This window comes from Kitasatospora sp. MAA19 (genome assembly GCF_029894125.1).
GTDB lineage: Bacteria > Actinomycetota > Actinomycetes > Streptomycetales > Streptomycetaceae > Kitasatospora.
Map to the genome: position 1 here is coordinate 1 of NZ_JARXYZ010000009.1, position 15,137 is coordinate 15,137.

Below are 15,137 nucleotides of genomic sequence, written 5' to 3' on the forward strand. Positions count from 1 at the left end.
GCCCCCCCACCCCCCCCACCCCCCCCCCGTGACGGGGCGACGGGGCGGACAACACCAGAGGCCCGCCACCCAGCGGGCCTCCCGCACACCAGCCCCATCCACGAAAGGAACCAGCATGACCACCACACCACTGTCACGACGAACCCTCATCACCGGCCTCGCCGCCACCGTCATCGGCTACAACACCACCACCCGCACCTGGGCCACCACCACCCCCACCACCGGACACCTCGCCACCGTCCCCACCCTCGACGGCACCCTCACCACCGACACCACCACCCTCACCGAATTCAGCCACGACTTCGGACGCCTCACCACCACCACCCCCCACGCCGTCCTCAAACCCGGCTCCGTCCAAGACATCGTCAAAATCGTCAACTACGCCCGCTGCAACGGCCTCAAAGTCGCCATGAACGGCCGCAGCGGCACCGGCAACGACCTCGAATCACACTCCAACTACGGCCAGGCCTCCGCCGCCGGCGGCATCAGCATCGACGCCCGCAGCCTCAACCGCATCCACACCATCACCCCCACCAACGCCACCGTCGACACCGGCGTCACCTGGGCCCAACTCACCGACGCCGCCCTCACCCAAGGCCTCACCCCACCCTGCCTCACCGACTACCTCCACCTCTCCATCGGCGGCACCATCAGCATCGGCGGCATCGGCTCCACCGTCCAGAAATACGGCCTCCAAGCCGACACCGTCGAATCCATCGACATCATCACCGGCACCGGCCACCTCCTCACCGCCACCCCCACCCGCAACCGCGACCTCTTCCACGCCGCCCTCGCCGGCGCCGGACAATTCGGCATCATCGTCCGCGCCACCGTCAAACTCATCCCCGCCCCCCAACGCGCCCTCGTCTTCAACCTCTACTACGACAACCTCACCACCTACCTCACCGACCAGGAAACCCTCCTGAACGACGGCCGCTTCCACAGCCAAGTCGGCGAAGTCATCCCCCAACCCGGAACCACACCCCGCTACAAAATCGAAACCGCCACCTACTACAACGGCACCACGCCCCCCAACCCCACCCCCCTCCTCCACAACCTCACCCCCATCACCACCGACACCACCATCACCGACCAGACCTACCGCCAATACACCTACCGAGCCGACACCTTCGCCGACACCATCAAAAACCTCGGCTACTGGAACGAACCCAAACCCTGGCTCAGCCTCTTCCTCCCCGCCACCCAAGCCCACACCTTCATGACCACCGCCACCCAAACCCTCACCCCCGACGACCTCGGCGCCGGCCTCCTCCTCTTCTACCCCTTCCACACCAACAAACTCACCCACCCCTACGCCATCACCCCCAACGAACCCACCACCTACCTCTTCGACCTCCTCACCTTCCCCCACCCCGGCACCAACCCCACCCCCCACCTCCAACGCAACCGCACCCTCTACGACCACGCCACCACCCTCGGCGCCAAACGCTACCTCGTCGGCGCCATCCCCCACATGACCCAAACCGACTGGCAACACCACTACGGCCCCCAATGGAACAACCTCACCACCCACAAAAACCGATACGACCCCACCCACACCCTCACCCCCGGCCAAAACATCTTCACCTAAACCACCACCCCACCCCCAACACCACCCCCAAAAACAAAACAACACCCCCCAAAAAACAGAACAGCAAACCCCGAAAAGAAACAACAAACACCCAGAAACACACAACAGACACCCAGAATCAACAACAGACACCGAGAAAACAACACCAGCCCAGACAGAACACCACAGACCCAAAAAGGACCCCAGCCCCAGAAAACACGCCACAAACCCAAAAAAAGGAAACCACGGGCCCGAAGAAGACACCACCGGCCCAAAAAAGACGCCACACCCCCAGAAACGGCCAGCAGGCCCAGAGGCAAGACAACAGGCCAGAGACAGCACCACGACCCCGGGAAAAGAACCAGCAGACCCCAAAAGAACACCACAAGCCCAGAAAGGAAACCCCGACCCCAGAGGAGGAACCACAGGCCCGGAAAGGGAACCCCGACCCCAGAGAACGCCACAGGCCCGGAAAGGGAACACCGACCCAGAGGAGGAGCCACCGGCCAACAGGCGGGACGGCAACCCCACAAAGAACGTCACGAACCCGAAGAAGACACCACAGAGAAGACCCCACAGACCCAGAAAACAGACGGCACCCCAGAAAAGGGCGCCACAACCCCAAGAAACGGGCCGGCGAGCCCGACAAAGACATCACAGGGAAAACGCCACGACCCCACAAACCGGACGCCGGCCCCAGAAAAGCACCACGGGCCCGAAAAAGGCGCCACCCACCAAAACGAACAACCGATCCAGAGGAAACCCGTCACCGGCCCGAAAAAGGGACCCCAGGCCCGGAGAACACTTCACAGACCCAGACAATGGACGGCAGACCCAGAAAAAGGGTCACCGACCCCAGGGAAAACACCACCCGGTCCGGAGAAAACTCCACGGACCCAGAAAAACGCGACAGCAGGCCCGGCAAAGAAACAGCCACCCCACAGAACAAACCACGAACAACAAACACCACACCACCGCACAACCACCCCAACCCCGAACACCCCCCTACCGCCCTACCCCTCCCCCCTCTCCCCACCCCGACCCCGACCCCGACCCCGACCCCGACCCCGGAAGGGAAACCCACCATGCACACCTACGACATCATCAACGAAACCATCATCCACGCCCCCACCGAACACGTCTGGCACGAACTCATCGCCGAACTCAACGGCGCCACCACCTGGTGGACCCCCCACAACACCTTCCAACCCGGCACCACCAGCCCCGAACACATCGGCGGCACCACCCACATCACCGTCCACCCCAAAGGCAACACCAAAGGCGGCCCCAAAATCCGCTTCACCGCCACCACCACCCACACCACCCCACACCGCCACCTCGCCACCGAATACACCCACGGCGCCTTCCGCGGCCACGCCACCTACACCCTCACCCCCCTCCACCACAACACCCAAACCCGCCTCACCATGCACTTCACCGCCACCCCCCACGGCTGGCTCACCCTCCTCGCCAAACTCACCAACATCGGCACCCAACACTCCACCGCCACCCAAAACGCCTTCACCCACCTCAACACCCACCTCACCACCACCCCCAGGAGCACCCGATGAACCCCAACCTCCCCGGACACCAACTCCCCGACCTCCCCGACCTCCCCGACCTCCCCGACCTCCCCGGACACCAACTCCCCGGCCCCCACACCGTCACCATCACCGACCACACCACCACCACCGACGACGGCGCCCACCTCACCATCACCCTCCACCACCCCAACCCCACCCCCACCCACCCCCTCCCCCCCAACCAACCCCTCATCATCCTCACCCACGGCTGGGCCTCCAACCACACCATCTGGCACACCACCGCCCACCTCCTCGCCACCGCCGGCCACACCGTCGCCACCTACGACCACCGCGGCCACGGCACCTCCACCAACGGCACCCACCCCACCACCCTCCAACGCCTCGCCCACGACCTCGACACCATCACCACCACCCTCTCCCCCCACCACCCCATCACCCTCCTCGCCCACTCCGGCGGCGGCTACACCGCCCTCACCTGGGCCACCCACCTCCACACCACCCACCCCACCCCCCACACCCGCCTCACCGCCCTCATCCTCGCCGCCACCGCCGCCCACAACCAACAAACCCCCACCCAAGAACTCAAACTCATGCAATCAAAAACCTTCACCAAAGCCCTCAAAACCCCCTGGCTCGGCCGCCTCCTCCTCAAAAAAACCCACCACCCCCACACCCCCAAACACACCCAAGAAACCAACCGCCGCCTCTTCGCCAACACCCACCCCCACACCCGCGCCACCTACTTCAACACCACCCAAACCATGGACCACCGCCCCCACCTCCCCCACATCACCACCCCCACCCTCATCATCACCGGCACCCACGACAAAATCATCAACCCCACCCACAGCCACACCCTCCACCACACCATCCCCCACACCCACCTCATCACCATCCCCAACACCGGCCACACCCTCCCCCTCGAAACCCCCCACCACCTCGCCCACCACACCCACCAATTCACACAGAGCCTCGGCGAAAACCGCGACACAACCAACTGAAAAGCCTTCTCTCAAATGGCTTTTGAACGCCGGAAACGAAATCCGGAACCACCCCACCGCGTCCGCCAGTCCGCCCGCGTCGGGCGCTCGGTGGACAGCACGGCTGCGGACTGACCTGGCGTTTTCCTTTGGGGCGCGGTTACTTGGAGGCAGAAGTGTGTAGGGGGCTCCTGGCCTGGGGCGATGTGCCTTGTGGAGGGCTCGCTCGACCCAGGCGGGTGCACGTTCTGCGTGCTGGCGGGGAGGGTTCTGCCACGCCCAATCGGCATGGGTGCATGGGACGTGCGATTCGAGGCCCCGGTCGGTTCCGGCGGCCGTGATCAGCAGGCGTCACGACAAGACGCCGTGGAGCCCGGTCATGGGTCGCTGCCAAGCCGGGGTGTCGGCGCACGCCCCCCGATGACCGGGTCCGACGCCCTCGTGCGGCTTCCGGTCCCCTCGGTCACACGCAGGCAGTGCTGAGCAACTGGTCGGCCAGCTCCGGAGCCCGCCGGCGGAAGGCGGAGTCGGGCGCGCTGCGCCCAGTGGAAGCCCCCTACCGGCGGACACTCCTAGCGGTCCTCAGTCGGGCCCCGGTGTCGTCGTCGAAGTCCTCGCAGAACGCGGCGAGGGCATCGGTGAGGTGATCCATCGAGCGTGCGGCGAACAGAACGGGCTGGTACCCCTCGACCCGGTACGCGGTGCCTGCCATCGCGCGCAGGTCCCAGTCGCGGATCTCGCACCAGGGCAACCGGCGCAACTCGCCGGGCGAGGAGAGCAGCGCCGCGCCGTACGCCTTGACCGCCCCGGCCTCGGTGACCACGCCGCATTCGAGGGTGTACCAGTACACCCGGCTGAGCAGGCTGAGGGCTTCCTCGGTCCGCACTTGTGCGGCTGCCCGGCCGACCAGGCGGTACAGCTCGGCGAACCGGGTCGAGGCCAGGTGGACGCCGTGGCCGAACACGTCGTGAATCACGTCAGGTTCGGGCGTGTACAGCGGAGCTGCGGGGTGCCGGACGAACTGCACCGCGTGGAAGTAGCCGTGCCGCAGCGCCCCCAGGAACCGCCGGTTCGACACGAAACCACCGGCCAGGGTGAAGTCGAATCCGGTCCGGGCCCGCAGGTGCGCCCCGACCTCGCCGTGCTGCGGGATGCGGTCCGCGGGGATGCACGCGTCCTCGCGGGCGGCCAGCACCGCCCGGCACGCGTGGGCCCGCAAGGCGGGCTCCAGCGCCGCGTGGACCGTGCGCCACGTCGCGTGCTCCGCAGTGCGGTACGCGACCGACGGCGAAGGGTCGCCGACCCAGTGGCTGCGCGCCAACGCGACGAGCGCGCCTCGCCGCGCCAGATAGCGGGGGTCACGCAGACCGGGGTGCAGAGCGACAGGAGCGAGCCTGCCGTCTGGCGTGACCGGGACCAGCTCCGATGCATCGCTCATGGCTTCTACCGTTCCCCGGTGGGACCGTGAATCACCATCAACGACTCCACAACACCCCGGCTGGTCTGGAACGATGAGGCTTGACCAAGGTCTGCGTCGTACCCGCGGGAAGGAGCCTTCTGCGTGCACGCCCACGGGGCACGTCCCAAGCTCGTCGTCACCTCCGACGGCCGCGGGGTGGTCAGTCAACGCCGGCTCGCGCCTGCTCGCCGACCTGGCCGACGCCACCGGCCTCACCGGCGCGTTCAGCAACGCCCTGCGCCGACTGCGCCCGCGCGGCACTGGACACGACCCCCGCCGCGTCGCCGTGGACCGGGCGGTGATGCTCGCCGATGGCGACGAAGCCATCGGCGACCTGGCCCTGCTCCGCGACCAGCCCGCGATATCCGGCACGGTGGCCTCCACGCCCACCGCCTGGTGGGTGCCGGCCGCCACCGATGCGCCGGCCCGTTCCGCGCTGCGGGCAGCACGGGCCACCGCCCGCGAGACCGCCTGGATGCAGGCCGCCGAGAGCAGAGCCGGGATACCGGCGGCCCGCGCCGCAGGCCGTGATCTCCCGGGCCTGGTCCTGGACCTCGACGCAACCCTGGTCACCTGCCACTCCGAGAAGGAACAGGCCGCCGCGACCTACAAGCACGGCTTCGGCTACCACCCACTGCTGTGCTTCCTGGACAACACCGGCGAAGCCCTGGTCGGCCTCCTGCGACCCGGCAACGCCGGCGCCAACACCGCCGCCGACCACATCACCGTCCTCGACAACGCCCTGGCCCAGATCCCCGACGCCCACCGCCACGGCGCCGAGATCCTCATCCGCGCCGACAGCGCCGGCAGCGCGAAAGCCTTCCTGGCCCACATACGCGCCCTGCGTCACCACGGCGTCCAGACCTCCTTCTCCGTCGGACACGCCGTCACCGCACCGGTCCGCCAGGCGATCCGCGCCCTGCCTCCGCAAGTCTGGCACCCTGCGCTGGAGCAGGACGGGACCCAGCGCGCCAGCGCGGACGTCGCCGAGCTGACCGGCATGGTCGACCTGGCCGGCTGCCCCGAGGGCACCCCAGGTCGGCGAAGCGGTCGAGGGTGGCGGGCAGCGACGTGTGGTCGCGAGTGTCGGCCGGTGCGGGATCGGTGACCAGCGGTATGCCGTACCCGTCCGTCAACTGCGAGCGTTCGATGCCCTGTTTGGCTCGGTCGACGGGGCTCTTGCCCGCGCATTCTCCGCCGGAGGGCGCTTTGGTGATGCAGCCGTCGGCGGACAGCTGGTCGAGTTCGAGGCCGATCATCCGGTCATAGCAGGCGAGGACGAGCAGGCGCAGGGTCTCCATCGCGCCGACGGCGATCCATTCGTCGCGTCGACGGCGCAGGGCGGTGGCGGAGCAGGAACCGTCGGCCACCCGCTCGTATCCGCAGTCGAAGACCAGGACCTGCACCAGACGGTCGAAGACCACCGCGTCACTGATGCGCGGGTTGTGGCAGCCCCACGGATGGCGGTCCTCCCGCACCGGCAACAACGCGAGGAACCGGCCACGAATCGGGTCCAGCATGCATGATGGGACGGCAGTCACGGATCCCCCGGTGATCATGAAGCGTAGAGACCTCCATGATCGGGCGAACCGTGCCTGCCCTACTACCGCCACTCACTTCAGCGCCTACTGGCGGAGCCTCTGACTACGACTGCAGGACGGGGGTGTTCCTGATGAAGCTGTCGAACCCCAGCGGGGGGCGCCCGAGCAGCTCGGCGACGTCGTTCGTGGCCCGGTCGTACCGGTTCTCGCCGTGCAGCCGCGCCATCGTGGCGATGTGCTCGAAGACGTGCGGCGGCAGGTCCTGCTCCTTGAGGTCGTGTTCCAGCCACTCCTCGTACGGCACGTCGACGTAGGTCACGGTACGGCCCAGGGCAGCGGAGAACTCGGCCGCGATGGTTGCCATGTCCCGGGAGCGCGCTCCGGTCAGTTCGTAGACGCGGCCGGACGGCGGAGCCGGGTCGAGCAGGAGGCGTGCGATGACCTCCGCCACATCGGCCGCGGCGACCGGCGAAGTCCGGGCGGAGCCGAACGGGAGGCGGATCGTGCGGTCCCGCAGGATCGAGGCGACAGCGACCCGGGCGAAGAGCGGGTTCTCCATGAACACCGTGGGCCGGACATGGACGACCGGCACCCCCGACCAGTCGAGGACGTGCTCGGCCAGCCAGTGCAGCCGCTGCTGCCGGGATTCGGCATCGCTGGTGAGGCTCATCTGCGAGACCGTCATCTGCGAGATGCTCACCAGCAGTTCGAGACCGTCACCTTCCCGGGCGGCCGCAGCGACCGTCGTCGCAGCCTCCAGGTACGCGGGCGACACGCTCATCCCGAAGTAGGCCCGGCGGCAACCCGCCAGCGCCTCCACCACGTCGGCGCCACGGGTGAGATCTCCGACCACCACGTCCACGCCGGCCATGGCCCGCAGAGCCGAGGCCCGTTCGTCGTCGTGGTGTACGAGAGCCCGGACCGGCACGCCCTCGGCATGCAACCGGTCGAGGACCGTTCGTCCGACTCCGCCGACGCCGCCACCAACGCCTGTGACAAGGATGGGCTGGACATGCATCGTCGATCGCCTCCTGTCTTCCGGACCGGGCGTCCGGCCCCGCCGCTGGCACCATCGTCGACCCCGGCGACGGCACAGGCCGGGCCGGGCCGGGCCGGGCCGGGCCGGGCCGCAGCCTCCTTCACCGTACCTGCGGCAGCAGTACGCCGCAGGCGCGTCGGTGATCGTGGCGGTCGGTTCACGGGCCCCGGGCGGGGCGCGGGTGGGGTCGTGAAGGCTGTCCACGGCGCGCGTCCGACGACCGGGCGACGCGGCCGGCAGCGTGGTGCCGTCGCCGGGTTCCACCCGGTCACTCGCAACGGACTCCGCATCGGCCTCGGTCTTACGCGACTGCCAGCTGCGGGGGCATTTCGCCTCCGAGTAGGCCGATCAACTGGGCGAGCAGAGCGTCGAGTTCGCGACCGACGTCGGAGATCCGCCCGTCGTGGTAGCTGTCGAACAACAGGCTCGGCTGGTCGACCGCCAGTTTCGTGTCGCCGTCGGGGTCGGCGTAGAGGAGAGTGCGCAGCGGCGCGTGCAGCATGACCGACGGGTCGTGGCGGAACATGCGTTCGGCGATGGTGTGGTTGCCCATCAGGTACTGCGTGGCCTTCCAGAGGGAGGGCGATCCGGCCATCAGGGCGGTGAGGTCGCCGCGGTGGTAGCGCATGAACCCGTACGGGGCGTTGATCTCGGCGAGTTCGAGCGTGGCTTGCCAGGAGGCCATCTGGAAGAAGCGGGCCTGATCGACCTCCGGGACCAGGGTCTCGTACTGCTCGCGGGCCGCGTCGTACGGCTGTGGAAGCGCCACGACGAGGCGCCGTGCGGGGTGGTCGACGCTCGTGGTGTGCGTGGTCATGGCTGTGTTTCCTCCGTGCCGGAGCGGACCAGTTCCACGTTGTGGATGTCGAGGGTGATGGACGGCAGGTTGAGGTTCACGCTGTCGTCGGGGTTGCGGCGGAAGACTCGCCGACGGGTCGCCACCAGCAGGCCGTCGAAGGACCTGTGGCGGCTGGTGTAGTGGCCGACCAGTGTGCTGCCGTTGATTTCGACGACGTAGTCCATGCGTCGTTGCATGCCGAGGGTGTCGAAGTAGAACACCTGGTCGGGATTGTGGGTGGCGATCTCGGCCGGGAAGCGCACCTCCAGGCGTCGCCAGGTCTGTCCGGCCTCGTGCCAGGGCTCGATCTCGCGGGTTCGGACACCCGGATGGGCGAACAGGAACGGTGTGGTGAAGTAGTTCCAGCACGCGTAGCCCAGGAAGTAGCCCAGGTGCGGGGCGTCCCAGGCGCTGCCCCGCAGCATGCCCTTGAAGGCGGCGCGGGCCGGATCGAGGGTCTCGACCGGCTCGCCGTCGAGGGTCTGCACCGTGACCCGGTCGGCTGCGGCGTCGAAGACCATCCGCCGGTCCGGGCGTGTGAAGGGGCTGAACACGATGTGCTCCCGGCGCACATCCAGCGTGATGACCTGGTCGAACGTCCGACCCGTCGGCCAGCCCTTCGATGCCCAGATCGGGCCCCCGATCGAGATGTCGACCTTCAGTCCGCGCACGGTGTTCCACAGTTCGTGGCCGCCGGCCGTGGCGATGGCCAGGTCGAGCAGTTCGTCGGTCATGGACCACGCTCCTCCAGTGGTGTGCACCTCCACCAAGGTTGACCGAAGCTCTCGACTGTCGCACGCGGCGCCGAACGTCAGCCGTCCCGGGGCCGGGTTCCCGAGCGGTGAGGTGGCGCCCTTGCTGTCCCCGCACTGGCATGGATCGGTTCGCCCCGCAAGTCGGGTTGGAGTTGCGACGTGGATCGAGTACCCGCAGGCTGTTTATCTGGTATGCGGCCATGATGACGCGAAGAGAGACCGGCTTCGCAGTCCCCGTCGTCGCTTCGCAGTCCCCCTCGGACTCCGCGGCAGATGTCCTCTCGGCGGCACGTGCCACGGACTCCCCTCTCGATCCGCTCTCCGCTGACCACCTGGTCCGCAGTGGCCCAAGTGATGCACCCGAATGGTCCGAGCATCCGACATGACCACCGGTTGCCACAGCCTGCCACCAGCGAGAAGGAGCCACCGAACATGAACGGAAAGCAGAAGACACTCGCCATCCTGACGGGAACCGTGCTGGCGGCCGGACTCACCAGCCCGGCCTTCGGGGCCGCCTCCCCCGCTGCTCAGTCACCGGCCGCGAGCGCCACCGCTGCGGGGACCGGGACGTCGGTCGTGGACTGGAACCGCGCGCTCATCACCATCCTGAGCGATCCCAAGGCCCAGCCGCCCACCGTCCACCCCACGCGCAGCTTCGCGCTCCTCCAGGCCGCCGAGTACGACGCGGTGACATCGATCACCCGGACCGATCCTGCCTACCTGTTCTCGGTGCCGGCGCCGCAAGGCGCCCGTGCGGACGTCGCAGCCGACCAGGCAGCCCACGACGTACTGGTCGCGCTGTACCCGGCCGAGCGCGCGAGCGTGGACCAGCAGCTGAGCAGCCAGCTGTCCGCGATCACCGACGGCGCCGACAAACAGGCGGGCGTCACCGTGGGAGCAGCCGTCGCCGGCAAGCTGATCAGCCTGCGGTCCGATGACGGGTCCTCGGCCACGCCACCGCCGTTCACCCCGGGAACCGCCCCCGGCGACTACCGGCTCACACCGCCCGACTTCCCCGCACCGGTGTTCACCAACTGGGGCTCGGTCAAACCGTTCGTGCTGACGAGCGGAAGCCAGTTCCGCCCGGCCGCGCCGCCGGCCGTGGGCACCCCCGAGTACGCCGCCGCCCTGAACGAGGTCAAGAGCCTGGGGAGCAAGACCAGTACCACCCGTACCGCCGATCAGACCGCGGCCGCGACGTTCTGGGCGGCAGCACCCGTCTGGAACGTCTGGAACCAGGTCGCGCAGGACCTCGTCACCTCCCAGAACGCGAGCCTGGAGCAGGCGGTGAAGGTCTTCGCCCGGCTCGACCTGTCCCTCGCCGACACCGCGATCGCGATGTACGACGCCAAGTACGCCTACCACGTGTGGCGGCCGGTCACCGCCATCCAGCTCGGCGACACGCACTACAACCCGGGCATCGTCGGCGATCCCAACTGGACCCCCCTCCTGCCGACCGCCCCGGACCCGTCCTACCCCGGCGCCCACGGCGCTCTCAGCCAGGCCGCGGCGACGACGCTCGCCGGATTCTACGGCGCACAGCACCAGCTCACGGTGACCTCGAAGGGCGTCACCCGAACCTTCGCCGGCTTCCAGGACGCCGCCACCGAAGCGTGGCTCAGCCGGATCTGGTCCGGCCAGCACACCTCCATCGACAACAGTGCCGGTCAGCAACTCGGCAAGCAGGTGGCCAATTTCGTGGCACAGCATCTCTGATCGCCCGCACGGCGTGAACGCCCCGTGGTGAGCAGTCGGCTGCACCCGACGTGTCGGGTACAGCCGACTCCTCGTCACGCAGGCGCCGGTGGGATCGGGGGTTGGCGAAAGGCCCACAGGGACCGGAACCGGATCTCCCGCGACTCACACATGAAAGGTCACGACCATGAACAGGCTGGACGGCAAGGTCGCCCTCGTCACCGGCGGCAGCAGCGGTATCGGACTCGCGATCGCACGGAGGTTCGTGGAGGAAGGGGCCTACGTGTTCATCACCGGGCGGCGCCAGCCCGAACTGGACCGGGCAAAGGACGGGATCGGCAGGAACGTCACGGCGGTTCGGGGCGACGTCACCGTCCCCGCCGACCTCGGCCGACTCTTCCGGACCATCGAGAAGGAGAAGGGGAAGATCGACGTCGTCGTCGCCAACTCGGGCCTGGTCGCCCCGCAGGAGTTCGGCCAGATCACCGAAGAGGGCTTCGACCGCACCTTCGACCTCAACGCCCGTGGCACGCTCTTCACCGCCCAGGAAGCGCTGCCGCTGATGAAGGACGGCGGCTCGATCATCCTCGTCGGATCGATCGCCGCCTACACCGGCTTCAAGGGGTACACCACCTACAGCGCCACCAAGGCCGCCGTGCGCTCCTACGCCCGCACCTGGACCAAGGAGCTGGGGAACCGCGGCATCCGGGTCAACACCCTCAGCCCCGGCCCGATCGACACTCCGATCATGGACAGCCAAGCAGACTCGAAGGAAGGCGCGGACGCGATCAGAGCAGCCTTCACATCACTCATCCCCCTCGGACGCATGGGACGACCCGAGGAGGTCGCCGCGGCCGCCCTCTTCCTCGCATCCGATGAGAGCAGCTTCTGTGCGGGCATGGACCTGAGCGTCGACGGCGGCATGGCTCAGGTCTGAGGCCGCCACACGGCATCCCCGGCCACAGTCGCCGAGCTGCTCGGGCGCCCCCCGCTGGGGTTCGACAGCTTCATCAGGAACACCCCCGCCCTGCGGGGCCCGGCCGCAGTAATGCGGCCGGGCTACCCGACACGGATCCCCCGGTGATCATGAAGCGTAGAGACCTCCATGATTGGGCGAACCGTGCCTGCCCATTCCCGGTCGCCGAACACCCAGCGGTCCCCTCTGGTCGGGTTGAACGTGCCGAAGTATCGGTTGATGACCCAGTGCTTCGACTTGTTCGGGTGACTGCGCACGACCCACCGGTAGGTGGCTCTAGCGGGGGATCGTGATCGTTTGTATGGCCGACGCGCTGGTCGTCGAGGTTCAGCGATGGTGGGGTCGGGCCGATCACACGTCTCGCCCTTCCGGTCGGCGACACCGAGCGCCGCGTCCCCGTCTGGGCCCTCCGGCTCTCCAAGGCCCTCCCTCGTCCAGGCCGCGTAGCACCGACAGCCGCCGAGCAGGCCATCACCCGAGACACCCAGGAGATCGATCACGGGACAGCCCTGAGCACAAGGACACGCACAGGCCTACCGGCTGTCACCCCCGCCCGGCAGAATCACCCGCATGACGATCGTCACGAGCGCGCCGCCGACGCACAGCACGCCCGTCGCCCTCGCCCGCACCTTCCTGGCGGGTGGCGTGAGCGGAACGACGTTGGCGGCGCTCGTCGTTGGCGTCGTCGTCGAGAGCGTGCCGCTGTTCGTCACGGGGCTGGTCCTGCCCGTGGTGTACGGCCTGCTCCGCTTCCTGGCCGGTAGGCCGCGGCGGGCCCGGGAGGCGGCCGTCGCGCCCCGGACGGCGCTCGCGATGATCGAGAGCCTCAAAGCCGTCGGAGGTGACACCGGCGACATACCGGTGAAGTTCGATCTCACCGTCGCGCCGGACGACGCGTCGGCGTACCGCGTCGAGTTCAGGCAGAACATCAACCTCGTCGATCTCCCCGACTACCGACCGGGCGGCATCCTGGTGGTCCGTTACCCGCCGGACCAGCCGTGGCGGGTGAAGATCGTGAAGCGGCCGACACCGGAGTGGGAGGACCGGGCGGCAGCGGCTCACCTCGACTCCGCGCCCGGGCAGGCCACGGTGAGCGAGCCGCCCGAAGGAGGTGCCTTCGACCTCGTCGCGCTTCTCGGCCTGCTGCTCGGTGCGGCTGCCGTGGTCCTGCTGTTCCGCGTGGAGTTGTTCGAGCAGGAGACCACCGCCGCGCCGTCCTCGTCCTCGACGACGTCGGTCTCCTCGACGTCGTCCTCCACGGTCGAGTCCGCGCTGTCCGGCACGGTCTCCCTCGGCCCCGGCCAGTCCTTCCTCGACGACGGCGAGTTGCGCCGTGCCGTCAACTCACTTACCGCGGGCAAGGATCCGCTCCAGGCGATCACCGTGGTGGTGCAGGAGCGCCTGCTGTCGGTCGTGTTCTCCCCGGCCGGCGTGCCGGCCCCGCAGTTCGATCCGCTGTCGCTGCCGTACGAGCGCCTCCCGGCCCTGGTCAAGGAGGCCAGGACCACCCTCGGTGTCCACGCCCCGCAGACCTGGCAGATCACCGCCGACGGTCTCACCGGCTCCCTCACCATCAAGGTCGGTGTGACCGGGGCCGAGGGAACGGCCTCGCTGGAGGCGGACGGGCAGGGCCAAGTGGTACGGCGCACCCCGGCACGCTGACCCCCGGGCCCGATCGCAGGGTGCCAAGGCCGTTGGCCGCGAGCGGATTTGGAACCACCGCCGCGGCCTCACACTGATCCGGACGTGGTAGACCTTGCACCCACCGGGTTGCCTGTGACAGCGGAGGACATCTGCCGCTCCGCACCGGTGACGGGGTGCCCGGCAGACCGTCCCCGAAGGTGGCAGGAGGAAGGCGCATGGGCTGGAACGAGTTTCTGACGCTGTGGTGCGGGGTGTTCGGCGCGATGGCGCTGCTCGGGTTCGGGCGGTCGCTGGCCGGGGTGACCCGGGGCCAGCGGATGGTCCGGGTCATGGGGCGGATCGAGCGGGTGCGGGAACCCCGGCACGACGGTTCCCTGAGCGACGGGATACCGGTGGTCGTCTCCTTCCGTGACCCGTCCACCGGGCAGGAGTTCACCGTGACGAACGACGGTGACTGCGGCGACCTGGTCACCACGGCCTGGACGGGTCGGGAGATCGGGGTCCGCTACCCGCCCGGGAGGCCTCATGCCTTCAAGTTCGCCGACGACCTCCAGGACGGCCGGCGCGGGCTCGGCTGGCCGAGCTTCGCGGTCTTCCTGGTCTACGTCGGGCTGGTGGTCCTCGCCGCGATCGACTGGGGCTGGCCGTGGGCGCTGCTCGGCGTCGGCGGGCCGCTCGCCGTCGCCATCGCGTGCGCTCTGCCCCGGGACGCACGCCACCGAAGGCGCCATCTCGACCGGCTGGCCTCCGTGGCACCCGTCCAGGGCCGTGTCATCGCCGTCGTCAAGAACGTCCAAACCAACGAGGACGGCGACACGTTCGTCAGCCGGTCACCGGTCGTCGCCTTCACCACCCACGAGGGCACCGCCGTCCTCGCCTACTGCGACTCGGGGCTGCTGGACCCGGCCAACTCGCGCGGCCGGGACGTCACGATCCACTACGCGCCCGACGACCCGGGCGTCTTCACCCCGGACCTCGCCGCCGAACGCCGGACCCGGAGGACGGACCTCACCTGCTCCGTCGTGGTCCTCCTGGTCGCAGTGGCGGCGGTCGTCGTGGGAGCGGTCATGGTGTGACGCTCGATGCACCGGCCAGG

Annotated in this window: 11 protein-coding genes and 2 pseudogenes; 8 read left to right on the top strand and 5 right to left on the bottom strand. The window is 68.6% G+C overall.

The window, feature by feature from the left end:
- The first annotated feature begins 115 nt into the window (after nt 1-115).
- The 3 genes from P3T27_RS16025 (at nt 116) to P3T27_RS16035 (ending at nt 4,115) form a co-directional block, all read left to right on the top strand.
- Nucleotides 116-1,591 (top strand): FAD-binding protein, encoded by a 1,476-nt coding sequence (locus tag P3T27_RS16025; protein ID WP_280678865.1) that lies wholly within the window; start codon nt 116-118, stop codon nt 1,589-1,591.
- Nucleotides 1,592-2,655: 1,064 nt separating this feature from the next.
- A complete protein-coding gene (locus P3T27_RS16030; protein ID WP_280678867.1) occupies nt 2,656-3,141 on the top strand; it encodes an SRPBCC family protein in 486 nt (161 codons plus the stop codon).
- On the top strand, nt 3,138-4,115 hold the full coding sequence (locus P3T27_RS16035; RefSeq protein WP_280678869.1) for an alpha/beta hydrolase: 978 nt from the start codon (nt 3,138-3,140) through the stop codon (nt 4,113-4,115). The genes P3T27_RS16030 and P3T27_RS16035 overlap by 4 nt, the downstream gene beginning before the upstream one ends.
- 535 nt (nt 4,116-4,650) lie before the next feature.
- Here P3T27_RS16035 and P3T27_RS16040 read toward each other — a convergent pair.
- Entirely contained in the window at nt 4,651-5,532 is an 882-nt protein-coding gene (locus P3T27_RS16040) for a phenylalanine 4-monooxygenase (protein ID WP_280678871.1), read from the bottom strand.
- A 123-nt stretch (nt 5,533-5,655) separates the two neighbouring features.
- On the opposite strand from P3T27_RS16040, the pseudogene P3T27_RS16045 reads away from it, so the two are divergent.
- Nucleotides 5,656-6,586, top strand: a pseudogene (locus P3T27_RS16045) (transposase); the annotation flags it as partial.
- A 10-nt stretch (nt 6,587-6,596) separates the two neighbouring features.
- On the opposite strand, the pseudogene P3T27_RS16050 reads toward P3T27_RS16045, so the two are convergent.
- The 4 genes and pseudogenes from P3T27_RS16050 to P3T27_RS16065 form a co-directional block, all read right to left on the bottom strand.
- A pseudogene (locus tag P3T27_RS16050) lies at nt 6,597-7,094 on the bottom strand (IS5/IS1182 family transposase); the annotation flags it as partial.
- A 103-nt stretch (nt 7,095-7,197) separates the two neighbouring features.
- On the bottom strand, nt 7,198-8,112 hold the full coding sequence (locus P3T27_RS16055) for an NAD(P)H-binding protein (RefSeq protein ID WP_280678873.1): 915 nt from the start codon (nt 8,110-8,112) through the stop codon (nt 7,198-7,200).
- A gap of 322 nt (nt 8,113-8,434) precedes the next feature.
- Nucleotides 8,435-8,950 (bottom strand): DUF302 domain-containing protein, encoded by a 516-nt coding sequence (locus tag P3T27_RS16060; RefSeq protein WP_280678875.1) that lies wholly within the window; start codon nt 8,948-8,950, stop codon nt 8,435-8,437.
- Nucleotides 8,947-9,705 carry a hypothetical protein gene (locus tag P3T27_RS16065; protein WP_280678877.1) on the bottom strand — a complete coding sequence of 253 codons (759 nt, stop codon included), beginning with the start codon at nt 9,703-9,705 and terminating at the stop codon, nt 8,947-8,949. The genes P3T27_RS16060 and P3T27_RS16065 overlap by 4 nt, the downstream gene beginning before the upstream one ends.
- Before the next feature lie 453 nt (nt 9,706-10,158).
- Between P3T27_RS16065 and P3T27_RS16070 the strand changes: the two genes are divergently transcribed.
- The 4 genes from P3T27_RS16070 to P3T27_RS16090 all read left to right on the top strand — a co-directional run bounded on the left by P3T27_RS16070 (nt 10,159) and on the right by P3T27_RS16090 (nt 15,117).
- Nucleotides 10,159-11,442: a vanadium-dependent haloperoxidase gene (locus P3T27_RS16070; protein WP_280678879.1), complete on the top strand. Its 1,284-nt coding sequence runs from the start codon at nt 10,159-10,161 to the stop codon at nt 11,440-11,442.
- Between the two features lie 166 nt (nt 11,443-11,608).
- Nucleotides 11,609-12,358, top strand: coding sequence for a glucose 1-dehydrogenase (locus P3T27_RS16075; RefSeq protein WP_280678881.1), 750 nt, complete (start codon nt 11,609-11,611; stop codon nt 12,356-12,358).
- 609 nt (nt 12,359-12,967) lie between these two features.
- Nucleotides 12,968-14,059 (top strand): hypothetical protein, encoded by a 1,092-nt coding sequence (locus P3T27_RS16085; RefSeq protein ID WP_280678883.1) that lies wholly within the window; start codon nt 12,968-12,970, stop codon nt 14,057-14,059.
- 197 nt (nt 14,060-14,256) lie between these two features.
- Nucleotides 14,257-15,117, top strand: coding sequence for a DUF3592 domain-containing protein (locus tag P3T27_RS16090; protein WP_280678884.1), 861 nt, complete (start codon nt 14,257-14,259; stop codon nt 15,115-15,117).
- The last annotated feature ends 20 nt before the right edge of the window (nt 15,118-15,137 follow it).

Excerpts from the sequence above, each read along its gene's own strand:
- P3T27_RS16070 (WP_280678879.1), top strand. The coding sequence starts at position 10,159 with ATGAACGGAAAGCAGAAGACACTCGCCATCCTGACGGGAACCGTGCTG.
- P3T27_RS16040 (WP_280678871.1), bottom strand. The coding sequence starts at position 5,532 with ATGAGCGATGCATCGGAGCTGGTCCCGGTCACGCCAGACGGCAGGCTC.
- P3T27_RS16055 (WP_280678873.1), bottom strand. The coding sequence starts at position 8,112 with ATGCATGTCCAGCCCATCCTTGTCACAGGCGTTGGTGGCGGCGTCGGC.
- P3T27_RS16035 (WP_280678869.1), top strand. The coding sequence starts at position 3,138 with ATGAACCCCAACCTCCCCGGACACCAACTCCCCGACCTCCCCGACCTC.
- P3T27_RS16065 (WP_280678877.1), bottom strand. The coding sequence starts at position 9,705 with ATGACCGACGAACTGCTCGACCTGGCCATCGCCACGGCCGGCGGCCAC.
- P3T27_RS16025 (WP_280678865.1), top strand. The coding sequence starts at position 116 with ATGACCACCACACCACTGTCACGACGAACCCTCATCACCGGCCTCGCC.
- P3T27_RS16060 (WP_280678875.1), bottom strand. The coding sequence starts at position 8,950 with ATGACCACGCACACCACGAGCGTCGACCACCCCGCACGGCGCCTCGTC.
- P3T27_RS16075 (WP_280678881.1), top strand. The coding sequence starts at position 11,609 with ATGAACAGGCTGGACGGCAAGGTCGCCCTCGTCACCGGCGGCAGCAGC.
- P3T27_RS16030 (WP_280678867.1), top strand. The coding sequence starts at position 2,656 with ATGCACACCTACGACATCATCAACGAAACCATCATCCACGCCCCCACC.
- P3T27_RS16085 (WP_280678883.1), top strand. The coding sequence starts at position 12,968 with ATGACGATCGTCACGAGCGCGCCGCCGACGCACAGCACGCCCGTCGCC.
- P3T27_RS16090 (WP_280678884.1), top strand. The coding sequence starts at position 14,257 with ATGGGCTGGAACGAGTTTCTGACGCTGTGGTGCGGGGTGTTCGGCGCG.